Raw genomic sequence first — 11,772 nt, 5'->3', positions numbered from 1 at the left:
TTATCAATATTGTAATAAAAACCTTTATTTATAGGCACTTTTAATATATTATCACTGGAAATATAACTTATAATTTTTTTCAAATTTTTTACTTAAAAATTATCACTGACTGATACTGGTGTTATCATGGAATCAAACATTTTTGTTGATATTAAAAAAGAACAGAATGAATCATTGGGTAAAAATATATTTAAAGATAAGACACCTTTAGATCATAAGTTTTTACCTGAAAAATTGGTTCACAGGGAGGATCAAATTAGAGAAATTGCCAAATACTGGGTTGATGCATTAGATGAAGTCACTCCTTCAAATGTCACTCTTTATGGAAAAACAGGTACTGGAAAAACTGCAGCTTCTAAATTTGCCCGTGAGCAACTAATCGACGCTGCCAGAAATGAAAATGTCTTTGTCAAGGTTGAATATATCAGATGCACAGATTATACTACCGAATATCAGGTTCTTGCCCAGCTATGTCAAAAACTTGGAAGGGATGTTCCTAATAGAGGTTGGACCAAAGGAGAAATTGTCAACACATTTAGAGACATATTTAAAACAAATGCATTTGGCAAAAAATTGATTTTAATTGTTATTTTGGATGAAATTGATATTTTGCTTGGTAAGGATGGTGACGGTATATTGTACACATTAACAAGGACAGACAACGTTTCTGTTTTATCTATTAGTAATTATTTAGACTTTAAAAATTTAATTAAGGCTAGGGTTACAAGCAGTTTAAATGATAGGGAAATTGTGTTCCCACCATATGGCGCTAATCAATTGTCAGATATTCTGTCTGAAAGGGCCGAATTGGCGTTTAATGAGGATGTCTTGGAAAAAGATGTCATTCCATTGTGTTCCGCCATGGCTGCCAAAGAGGAAGGTGATGCAAGATATGCCCTGGATTTACTTAAGAATGCAGGTGAATTAGCTGTCGATGAAGATTCAGATAAAGTCAATAGCGATCATGTCAGAAGAGCAAAAGATAGAATTGAACACAATAAAGTAACCGAAATTATTCAAACTTTACCTTCACAGCAGCAGAGACTTTTGGAAGCTGTTTTAAATTTGACTAAACAAGATGAAGAGATAACTTCTGGAAAATTGTATGATGAATATAAGGATCTTTCTAAAAAAGATGCTGTAACATACAGAAGAATATTCGACTTTATTAATGATCTTGAATTATTGGGAATCATTTCAACTAATACCATTTCACGTGGTCGTGGAAAAGGAAGAACCAATATTATCAAGCTGCAGTGCGATGAAGTTTTACTTGAAACAACCCTCTTTTCTATTTAGGGTTGTTTTTAATCAATGTTTTTAAAATTGCCATTCTTACAGGAACGGCATTGAATGCTTGAGTGAAGTATTTGTTATATTCAGTATCATCAACATCAGTATCTATTTCATCGATTCTTGGCAACGGATGCATTACAATGACATCCCTGCCTTCAAGCATTTTTTTATTGATAACATAAGCTCCTTTTATTTTTAGATAATCATTGATATCTCCAAAGCGCTCTTTTTGAATTCTGGTTACATATAACACATCCACGTCGTTAATAATGCTTTCAACACTGTCCACTTCCTCATAGTCAATGTTTGTTTTATCCAAATCATGAAGCACTTCCTGTGGCATTTTAAGTTTTTGAGGAGATACCATGTATATTTTAACGTTATTATATAGGCAGAGTGCATTTGAAAGGGAGTGAACTGTACGGCCAAATTTTAAGTCTCCGATTAATGCAATTCTTAAATCGTCAATTTTTCCAATCTCTTTTCTGATTGTGTATAAATCGAGCAGGGTTTGTGTTGGGTGTTGTCCTGCACCGTCTCCAGCATTGATAACAGGGACATCGACAATATCTGAAATAAATTTTGACACTCCTTCAAGCTCGTGTCTGATTACCAGTGCATCACTGTATCCTTCAAACATTTTTGCGGTATCGGCAATACTTTCACCTTTAGACACAGAACTTGATCCGCTATTTTCAAAACCTATTCCATCTCCACCTAAACGTTTCATAGCAGTTTCAAAAGATAATTTTGTCCTTGTTGAAGGTTCAAAGAACATCAAACCTAAAATTTTTCCTTTGAGTTCTTCTGACACTTCTTTGGATTTTGCAATATTTTCCAATTTTTCAGCTTCATCAAGAATGTAATCAATATCTTCCCTTTCGAAATCTTTTATAGAGATAATGTTTTTCAATTTAAAAATTTTAATCAACCCTTTTATCAATCATATCATTAATGTAATTTGCAAAGTTATCTATTTCATTCATATTTAAAACTGGAAGACTTTTACCGTCTTTTTTGTAATCGTTAATTATACTATTTATTTTTCTTTTTTCAATAAAGTTTCCCTCACTTGGATCCAATTCGTAACCAAAATTTGATGAAATGTGAGATTTATTAACCAGTTCCTCTGAGAATGTTTTGTTAAATCTGTCTTTTGTATCGATTCCCTCTTCACAGTTCATTACCAGGGCTATCGGCTTTTCTTTCAATGTTTTCATGTTTCTTGATATATATCTTTTCAGTGCACTCTGGACTTTTCCATTGTATGCAGATCCGGCCAGTATGATAAAATTATATTTTAACAGACATGCCGTTTTTGCTTTTTCAATTGGAATCAATTGTACACTAGCTTTAATTTTATTGGATAATATTTTACAAGCGTTTTTCGTATTTTTACTGGAAGTTGAGTATATTATTGCAATTTTCATATGATTCTCTCAATAGGAACGACAAGGATGTCTTTTGCACCAGCATTTCTTAGTTTATTCACTAATTCAAAAACCTCATCTTCATCTATAACTGCTTGAGCTGCAACGGTTTCTTCCTCAGACAAAACATCAGATATTGTTAAACCACCCATTGATGGCATAACTTCCTTAACGCAATTCAAATCTTTTGTTTTTACATTCATCATCAATAATTTTTTACGTGCAGCTTCCAGGACCCCTTTAATACTTGTACTGACTGATTCTATTAATTCTTTTTTTTCTTCAAGGCTTTCTTTGTTTGTGATTAGAACAATTGAACTTTCAAGAATTGTGTCAACAACTTCAAGATGATTCATTTTCAGTGTTGTCCCAGTGCTTGTCAGGTCTGTTATCAAATCGGCAACACCTATGAATGGGGCAGCTTCAGTTGAACCACTCAGTTTTACAATTTTTAAGTTCAAATTATTTTTTTCTAAATATTCCTTGGTCAATGTTGGAAATTCGGTAGCAACTGTCATTTCGGGTGTAATGTCATTGATTGAAGCTATGTTTGAGTCTTCAGGAGCCGCCAAAACCAGATTAGTTTTTCCAAATTTTAAGTCAAGGAGCTCTATTACATCAGCTTCATTTTCTTTTATTAGGTCTATACCGGTAATTCCTAAATCTGCTATTCCGTCTTGGACAAATTCAGGAATGTCTGATGCTCTTGCGAACAACACATCAATATCTTTATTAAAAGTTTTTGAAATTAATTTCCTACTTTCTTTGTCTTTTAATCCGAGTCCCGCTTTTTCTAGAATGTTAATTGAGGGCTCACTTATTCTTCCCTTTGATGGAATAGCAATTTTTATTTTCATTGTAATCTTTCCATTTTTTTTAATATGATAATATTCTTATTAATAATATTATTTATGATTTATATATAAATTAATTTTGAATTTCTTAATATATTTTTTCTTATTTTTTGTTTTAATAGCCAATTTTAGCAAAATATTTAAATATTAAGTCATATTTAATTTATATCTAACTTAAGATTAACTTAATTAGTCTTAAGTTTTTAATAAATTTTAGTGAGGTGAAAATTATGTCTGAAATACCAAAAGCTCCTATTGCTAGAATCATCAAAGAAGCTGGCGCAGAAAGAGTAAGTGAAGATGCTAAAGCTGAATTAGCAGCATACGTTGAAGAAGTTGCTCGTGACGTTGCTAAAGAAGCTACTCAAGTTGCTAAAATTGCAAAACGTAAAACTATCAAAGCTGAAGATATTAAATTAGCTATTAAAAACTTATAGATTTTAAGTTTTTAACTACTTTTTTTATTTTTTTAGGTGTTATTATGGATGATAATTCTATATTAATCAAAAATGCATTAATTTTAAACCCGAATAATTTTGAAGATAAGAAACAGTCAATTTTAGTTAGAGGCAATGTAATTTCAGAAATTTCCGATGAAATTGATGAAAGCAATGTGGAAAAAGTCATTGATGCCAGCGGAAAAATATTACTTCCAGGTTTCGTGAATACTCATACTCATTTGTCAATGGCTTTATTTAGAGGTTTGGCAGACGATTTGAGTTTGGATAGCTGGTTGAATGACCATATCTGGCCAATGGAAGCAAACCTTAATGAAGATTATTGTTATATTGGAGCATTGCTTGGAGCAGTTGAGCTTATTAAATCAGGAACAACCACTTTCAATGACATGTATTTTTATATGGAGGATGTTGCTCGTGCAGTTGATGAGGCAGGAATCAGAGCAGTCTTATCATATGGAATGATTGATTTTGGTGATGCAGAAAAAAGAGAAAACGAAATCAGGGAAAATCTTTCATTATTTGAAAATTGTAATGGAATGGCCAATGGAAGAATCAAGGTATTCTTTGGACCTCATTCACCATATACTGCTTCAGAGGAATTGCTGATTAAGGTCCGCGAATTGGCTGATGAATATAATATGGGTATTCATATTCATGTTTCAGAAACCCAAAAGGAAATCAATGACATCTTGGATGAAAAGGGTCTTAGACCTTTTGAATATTTGGACAAGATTGGATTTTTAGGCCCGGATGTTGTTGCTGCACATAGCGTATGGTTAAGTGACAATGAGATTGAAATAATTAAGAAAAACAATGTTAAAGTTTCACACAACCCATGCAGTAACATGAAATTGGCATCAGGAATTGCTCCAGTTTCTAAATTGATTGAAAATGATATTTGTGTAAGTATAGGAACCGATGGAGCTTCTTCAAACAATAATTTAGATCTGATTGAAGAGCTAAAAACAGCCAGTTTACTTCAGAAGGTTTCCACTCTTGATCCTAAAGTTTTGACTTCTGATGAGGCACTTGCTATGGGAACCATTAAAGGTGCAGAAGCTTTGGGTCTTGAAGATGAAATCGGTTCCGTTGAAGTCGGTAAGAAAGCGGATATTATTTTGATTGACACTAATTCAGCCAACATGGTTCCAAATAGTTCCAATTTAAGTTCCAACATTATTTACTCAGCAAACGGTTCTAATGTGGACACTACTATTTGCGATGGTAAAATATTAATGGAAAATAAAAAATTGGTTGTCTTAGATGAACAGGAAATTTACAAAAAAGCTAGAATAGCTATAAAAGAATTAAAAGAAGCTATCTAGCTTCAAATTCTATTTTATTTTTACTTATAATTATACTCTTTTTCCATTCATCCTTGCTTTCAGGGAAATCAGATCTGAAGTGAGCTCCCCTACTTTCTCTACGCAATATTGCTGATTTTACGGTTAAAATACATATTTCAACCATATTTATTACTTCAAGAGCAGTCACCAACTCGGTATTGTATTGTTTTTTATCGTTGACATTCAGGTCATTTAGTTCTTTTTGCATTTCCTGAAGTTCTTTTAAAGCTTCATTTAAAGTTTTTTCGTCTCTTACGATAGCTACCTTTTCCCACATAAGGCTTTTGATTCTGTTTTTAAAGTCCTGAGGCTTTATTGAACCATTTTTAATCAATCCTTCAATTTTTGAAGCTTCTTTTTCAACCGTTTTCTCGTTTGTTTTCAGTTCTGTTTCTTTAGCCGCTTTGGATGCACTTTCACCGGCAATCTTACCGAACACTTGGGTATCGGCCAAGGCATTACCGCCCAAACGATTTGCTCCATGGACTCCACCGCATACCTCTCCTGCACCAAACAGGTTTTCAAGGGAAGTTGAAGCATCGGTATTGATTTTCAACCCGCCCATGAAGTGGTGTGCAGTTGGAGCCACTTCTATAGGTTCGTGCTTGATGTCAACGCCGACATTTTCAAATTGCAATACCATTGTTTCAAGTTTTTCATCAATCAAATCATCCGGCAAGTGTGAAATGTCAAGATAGACCCCTCCGTTTTCTGTTCCCCTTCCTTCAATGATTTCTTGATAGATTGAACGGGCAACAACATCACGGGTAGCCAATTCCATCTTTTCGGGAGCGTATTTTGACATGAACCTTTCGCCGTCCTTGTTGAGAAGTTTTCCTCCTTCTGCCCTCACGGCCTCGGTTACAAGAACTCCCTTTTTGGAATCGGGCTTGACCATTCCTGTGGGGTGGAACTGAATTTGTTCCATGTCAACTAAACTTGCTCCGGCTCTGTAGGCTATTGCAAAGCCGTCTCCATTCTTTTGGAAAGTGTTTGAGGTTACAGGGTATAATTGACCAGCTCCTCCGCTGGCCAATATAGTAGCTTTTGCCTGGAAATAAATTAAACTTGAATCTTTTAGATTCAATCCTGTTGCTCCAACAACTTGTGTGCCATCACATACAAGAGATGTTATCATCACTTCTTCAATACATTCGATGTCCCGTCTAATGATTTCTTCTTTAAGTGCATTTAACAATTCTGCACCTGTTCTATCCCCTTGATAACATGTTCTTCTAAAAGATTGCCCACCAAATGGTCTTTGGTCTATTTCACCGGATTCCTGGCGGTCAAACAGAGCCCCGAAATTTTCCAAATCAATCAGTCTTTTAGGTGATTCGTTTACCAAAATCTCAACAAGCCTTTCATCGTTGAGATAGCTTCCACCCTTAAGAGTGTCCTTTTTATGGGCTTCTATTGAATCGTCCTTATCAACGGTTTTGAAAACGGCATTGTATCCGCCTTCGGCCATTCCAGTACATCCGGATCTAAATGAAAGACCTTTTGAAACTATGAGGGGTTTCAGTCCTGCTTCGTCCACTTCAATGGCCGCTCTGGAACCGGCCCCTCCAGATCCAATTATCAGCACATCTGATGTGATAGTTTTTATTTCCATTTCCATTACCCTGTAAAACAATTTGTAATACTATTTATGTTTATGATATTTTTTAAATTTTTTTACTTTAAATATATTAATCATGTGCATCATATTAACTAAAAGATACAACATTTCTTCAATGTTTAAAAATATTGGATTTACAATCAAAAATTATTGACATGATTTCAAATCATTTGTTTTAATTAGAGGTTTTTTCATGAAAATTGATGGTGAGGTTACAACTGGTTTGGGAAAAGCGGCTTATTTTCTGTCACAGGATTTTTATACTAATGAATTTAATAAGAATTTGGGTTTTATACCTTATCCCGGAACATTAAATGTTATTGTCAGTGAAGAGTATTTGGACGAAATTAATGAAATCAAGGATAATTGTGAAAATATTATTAAACCGGATGAGGGTTTTGGCGCTGTGAAATATATCAAAGCTGTTTTAAATGATGAAATTGAAGGAGCCATTGTTTTCCCGGCCAAGACTACTCATGAAGAACATTATTTGGAATTCATTGCCGAAAATAAATTAAGGGACGAATTGAATCTAAAGGATGGGGATATTGTATCTCTCGAATTTTAGGATTTATACCAAAAAGTATTTTATACATAATGAATATATTTGATAATACGTTCTCGGGGCGGGGCGGAATTCCCCACCGGTGGTGATTTTAATAAAATAAGTCCACGAGCACAAATAACGTGTTGATTTGGTGAGATTCCAAAACCGACGGTGATAGTCCGGATGGAAGAGAAGATAATAGTATTTAGTTATTTTTAGCCCTGGTTCTAGTACAATAAGGAGTGTTACTATGAATCAAGAAACAAACTTAGATAAGGCTTTGGAAGCCATTAGAAACGGTGAATTCGTTCTGGTTTTTGATGATGACGATAGGGAAGGGGAAGTTGACATGATTATCGCTTCCGAATTTGTAACCCCCAAATCAATCGCAACAATGAGAAATGATGCAGGCGGACTGATCTGCAATTGCTTGCATGCTGATTTTTGTGAAGCCATTCACCTGCCGTTCATGGTTGATATCATGAAGGCGGCAACTGAAAAATATCCTGAATTGGCCGAATTGGCGCCAACTGACATCCCTTATGATGAAAGGTCTTCATTTTCAGTATGGACAAACCATAGAAAATCCTTCACTGGCGTAACCGACCATGACAGAGCAATGACAATCAGTGAAATGGCATTGATGATGAAGGAGGAAAGGTTTGACGAGTTCGGTGCAACATTTAGATCACCGGGTCATGTATGTCTTTTAAGAGGGGCAGAAGGTCTTGTCAAAAACAGGCAGGGACACACAGAAATCGGTCTTGCATTATGTGAAATGGCTGGAGTCACCCCAGTCTGCGTTGTCTGTGAGATGATGGATGGCGAAACAGGACAGGCCACATCCGTTGCAGATGCTCGCAAATATGCAGAAAATAACGGATTGGTTCTCCTTAGAGGAGAAGACATCATTAATAAATACTTAGAGGAATGATTAATTCCTCTCATTAGCCTTTTTAGCTATGTAATTGGCAATGAATTCCGTATTCTGCTTTACCTTATAGGAATTGTACATGCTGAAGGCTATATATTTGCCGTCACGCATTTGTATTTCCAAACCATCCTTTACTTCTTTTGATGAATTAATTGAAGCTATCTTTTCCCATTTAACCCTTAAGTTTTTGCTTTTCAATGCTTTTTCAATGTGGATTCCATCATCCAAAATCTTGACAATCCTTACTATTCGACGGTTTTTATCCAGTCCGATTTGAACATCGCCGTTTTCATCGAAAACATAATCTGGAATCAGGCATGTGGCTTTCCAGCCTTGCTTCATTTTCTTAAGGACATGTGCCCTGTCTTTTTTTGTTAGTTTAACGTTTGGTTCGGGACTTAAGTTAAGAGCCATTATATCACTTTGCCTTTGATTTCATCAAATGAATAGATCTTTTCAAATTCGACTTCGCGTGCCATAGCTATTATTTCATTGATATTTAGGTTTTCCTCGATTAAATCCATTGCATGGCTTGTGAACAGTTCATATCTTATCTCCACTTCGGGAATGAATCCTCTCATGTCAGCTGATTTGAGTTTGGGGAGTTTTAATATGTTTTCAACATTGGTGTTTTCTTTAATATACGGAACAACCGTATCGAATATATTGTCATTGTATACTTTGTTTAATAATATTGCTTCAACATCGACTCCAAGGGTGTTCAGCATGTTTGCATGGGCCACTATATCAACCGCAGCAGATTCTATTCCTCCCTTGTTGACTCCTGTTGCAAGAATTATCGGTATTTTGGATGACATTGCAATTTCTGCAGCTGAAAACGGTACCTTTTCATTCAACAGTCCAGTAAATACACTCATCACTCCCTCTATCAATACAATATCATAGTCGGAATTGTTCAGCTGATTTATTGTAGATTCAATATCCTGCCAACCTAAATGTCCGATTTTCACTGATGCAAATTCTTCCATTTTTCCTTTTGTCAAATATAATCCGGGTATAATGTCTCTGACATCCGGACCCACCTTAAGAAGAGCTACTTTATAACCTCTTTTTCTAATTGCACCTGCTAAGCCTGTTAGGATAAATGTTTTACCGGAATCAGACCCGTTACTTCCAATCATCAGGTATTTAGGTTTTTTGTTTGGGGTTATTTGAGGTATTTTTATTCCACTATTTATTCCGACTTCGGATTGCAGGAATTTTTTCACTTCTTTGTTTCTATTGTAAATGTCGTCGGGATTTTGCATGTCTATTTGATTCTTTAAATTTTCTACAAGAATTGGGTTTTCATCGAGTATGCCATGAATCATGGTTCCAATCACATTACCGTCATCGTTGCATGCTCCTGAAAAGATGTTGTAATCACCCTTTTCGTTTGTATCACCATAATTCATTCTTTGGACTTTAGAGTAGAATAATGGTTTTGCATCTCCTTCAACTTTACCATATGTATGCGTATGAAAACCGTCAACATCTTCAGTTTGATTTTTTACTAAAAAGGAGTTGTCAAATACTTTAGCTTTAACTCTGTCACTTGTAATCAATGGTGAGAAATTCACATCAATTATTCCCAGGCCTTCCTTTATAATGGGAACTGGAGATTTTCTTCCGATGTCTATCTGATTTGAAAGCAGCTGAAAACCGGCACAGATTCCGATTATCGGTTTTCCATCTCTAGCCATTTTTTTAATTTCACTGTTCAAATCCATGTTGATGTCATTGGATTCGATCAATGTACCGCCGGGGATAATCAGAGCATCCAACTCTTTTGAAGCCTTATTGCCGTTAACAAGTCCGTTTTCCTTCACGATATCTGTTGGAAGGTTTCCGAAGTCTTCAAAACCAGGAACGGCTCCACTAACATAAGCAAGTCCGATTCTTGTCATAAAAATTACCTCTTGATAATCTATTGTATTTTATCAGTATAAAATTTAAGGTCGATCATATGTAATAAATATTTTACATTATTTCAAAAGCAAAAAAAGAGAAGAACTATTGAGTGTTTTCGAACACACTCATAGCCTTAATTATTTTTAAGTCATCCAATGGCTTAGCCTGGATTTGCAATCCTACAGGAATGCCATCAACTTCACCGGCCGGTATGCTTGCTGCAGGAATTCCAGCCAAGTTAGCGATTACTGTTAATATATCATAGGCATACATTTCCATTGGTTCTAATTCAGTTCCAATTTCGTGAGGAAGTTTTGGAACTGTAGGTCCTACAATCAGGTCAACGTTTTCAAGCATTGCAGTAATTTCTCCCCTGATTACAGACCTTGCTTTCAATGCTTGCTTGTAGTATTTACCACTGAATTCGGCTTCGGCAATATGTGAACCTATTTTGATTCTTCTTAAAACTTCATCCCCACATACCTCTTCAATCCTTGAACCGTAGTCCCTTCCATCGTATTTTCTGGTTGCTGAGAAGAATTCTACATAGTTGATAAGGTAGTATGTCGGTAGACATAAGTCGATATAATCAAAACTCACTTCAACGAGTTCAGCGCCCGCATCAACTAATTTTTTAATGGCCTTGTTTACTGTTTTATTGATTTCATCATCAGTAACATCAATGAATTCACTACATACAGCTATTTTCATTCCCTCTAAGGATGTATCGGTTAACACTTCGGTGAAATCTGGTTTTTCCCAATCAAGGGTAGTACATTCGGTTTCATCATATTTTGCAATTGTGTTTAATGCCAAAGCAATTCCACTTGCATCATTTGCTAAAGGACCAATTTGGTCTAGACTCATGGATAAGTCGAGCAGTCCTTGTCTCGAAACCGCACCGTAAGTTGGCTTGAATCCTAAAACACCACAATGTGAAGCCGGGTTTCTGATAGACCCGCCGGTGTCTGATCCAATTGAAATGTCACACATTTTTGCCGCGATAGCTGCAGCACATCCTCCGGATGAACCTCCAGGGATTCTTCCCATTGCAGCCGGATTTTGTGTAGGTCCGTAGTAGGAGGTTTCAGTTGAACTTCCTGCTGCAAATTCATCCATGTTTAGAATACCAATGATAATTCCGTCTTCTGCTTTAATTTCATTGACAACAGTCGCATTGTAACTTCCGATATAATCCTCTAAGGTTTTGGAAGCCGCTGATATAATCATGTCTTCGACATTAATGTTTGCCTTTATACCGAATACTAAACCAGCCAAAGCACCGACGTCTTCACCATTTGCAATTTTTTCATCAATAGCTTCAGCTTCTGATAATGCATTTTCATAAAGTCGGATCGTAGCCATGTCGTTC

12 protein-coding genes and 1 riboswitch are annotated in these 11,772 nt (G+C 35.6%); of the genes, 5 read left to right on the top strand and 7 right to left on the bottom strand.

Annotated elements, in window-relative coordinates; translation table 11 throughout:
- Window positions 1–126 precede the first annotated feature (126 nt).
- Complete coding sequence (locus tag ACKI4K_RS07465) at window positions 127–1,299, top strand: Cdc6/Cdc18 family protein (RefSeq protein ID WP_407423788.1); 1,173 nt, start codon at window positions 127–129, stop codon at window positions 1,297–1,299.
- On the opposite strand, the gene pyrB is transcribed toward ACKI4K_RS07465, so the two are convergent.
- The 3 genes from pyrB to hisG are packed head-to-tail and all read right to left on the bottom strand — an operon-like array spanning window position 1,292 to window position 3,583.
- On the bottom strand, window positions 1,292–2,227 hold the full coding sequence (gene pyrB / locus ACKI4K_RS07460; protein WP_407423786.1) for an aspartate carbamoyltransferase: 936 nt from the start codon (window positions 2,225–2,227) through the stop codon (window positions 1,292–1,294). The two genes, ACKI4K_RS07465 and pyrB, sit on opposite strands and share 8 nt — an antisense overlap.
- Window positions 2,220–2,726 carry a flavodoxin family protein gene (locus ACKI4K_RS07455; protein ID WP_407423784.1) on the bottom strand — a complete coding sequence of 169 codons (507 nt, stop codon included), beginning with the start codon at window positions 2,724–2,726 and terminating at the stop codon, window positions 2,220–2,222. Before ACKI4K_RS07455 ends, pyrB begins: the two co-directional genes overlap by 8 nt.
- On the bottom strand, window positions 2,723–3,583 hold the full coding sequence (gene hisG / locus ACKI4K_RS07450; protein WP_407423782.1) for an ATP phosphoribosyltransferase: 861 nt from the start codon (window positions 3,581–3,583) through the stop codon (window positions 2,723–2,725). The genes ACKI4K_RS07455 and hisG overlap by 4 nt, the downstream gene beginning before the upstream one ends.
- Window positions 3,584–3,810: 227 nt before the next feature.
- Between hisG and ACKI4K_RS07445 the strand changes: the two genes are divergently transcribed.
- Window positions 3,811–4,017, top strand: a complete 207-nt coding sequence (locus tag ACKI4K_RS07445; RefSeq protein ID WP_407423780.1) for a histone family protein — start codon at window positions 3,811–3,813, stop codon at window positions 4,015–4,017.
- 44 nt (window positions 4,018–4,061) lie between these two features.
- On the top strand, window positions 4,062–5,366 hold the full coding sequence (locus tag ACKI4K_RS07440; RefSeq protein ID WP_407423778.1) for an amidohydrolase family protein: 1,305 nt from the start codon (window positions 4,062–4,064) through the stop codon (window positions 5,364–5,366).
- Here the strand turns inward: ACKI4K_RS07440 and tfrA are convergent.
- Window positions 5,359–7,002: a fumarate reductase (CoM/CoB) subunit TfrA gene (gene tfrA, locus ACKI4K_RS07435; protein WP_407423776.1), complete on the bottom strand. Its 1,644-nt coding sequence runs from the start codon at window positions 7,000–7,002 to the stop codon at window positions 5,359–5,361. The two genes, ACKI4K_RS07440 and tfrA, sit on opposite strands and share 8 nt — an antisense overlap.
- Window positions 7,003–7,201: 199 nt before the next feature.
- On the opposite strand from tfrA, the gene ACKI4K_RS07430 reads away from it, so the two are divergent.
- On the top strand, window positions 7,202–7,576 hold the full coding sequence (locus ACKI4K_RS07430) for a DUF120 domain-containing protein (protein WP_407423774.1): 375 nt from the start codon (window positions 7,202–7,204) through the stop codon (window positions 7,574–7,576).
- Between the two features lie 45 nt (window positions 7,577–7,621).
- A riboswitch (FMN riboswitch) is annotated at window positions 7,622–7,754 on the top strand.
- Between the two features lie 51 nt (window positions 7,755–7,805).
- Window positions 7,806–8,489, top strand: a complete 684-nt coding sequence (ribB, locus tag ACKI4K_RS07425; protein WP_407423772.1) for a 3,4-dihydroxy-2-butanone-4-phosphate synthase — start codon at window positions 7,806–7,808, stop codon at window positions 8,487–8,489.
- Here the strand turns inward: ribB and ACKI4K_RS07420 are convergent, their stop codons facing one another.
- The 3 genes from ACKI4K_RS07420 to gatA form a co-directional block, all read right to left on the bottom strand.
- On the bottom strand, window positions 8,490–8,903 hold the full coding sequence (locus ACKI4K_RS07420) for a hypothetical protein (protein WP_407423770.1): 414 nt from the start codon (window positions 8,901–8,903) through the stop codon (window positions 8,490–8,492).
- A complete protein-coding gene (locus ACKI4K_RS07415; protein WP_407423768.1) occupies window positions 8,903–10,396 on the bottom strand; it encodes a DJ-1/PfpI family protein in 1,494 nt (497 codons plus the stop codon). The genes ACKI4K_RS07420 and ACKI4K_RS07415 overlap by 1 nt, the downstream gene beginning before the upstream one ends.
- A gap of 106 nt (window positions 10,397–10,502) precedes the next feature.
- Window positions 10,503–11,772 (bottom strand): Asp-tRNA(Asn)/Glu-tRNA(Gln) amidotransferase subunit GatA (gene gatA / locus ACKI4K_RS07410; RefSeq protein WP_407423766.1); only part of this gene is annotated, 1,270 nt, incomplete at its 5' end.

The sequence above is a fragment of the Methanobrevibacter sp. genome (genome assembly GCF_045644645.1).
Classification (GTDB): domain Archaea; phylum Methanobacteriota; class Methanobacteria; order Methanobacteriales; family Methanobacteriaceae; genus Methanocatella.
Note: the sequence above shows the minus strand (reverse complement) of the source record. Positions and strands in the feature narration are given on the sequence as shown.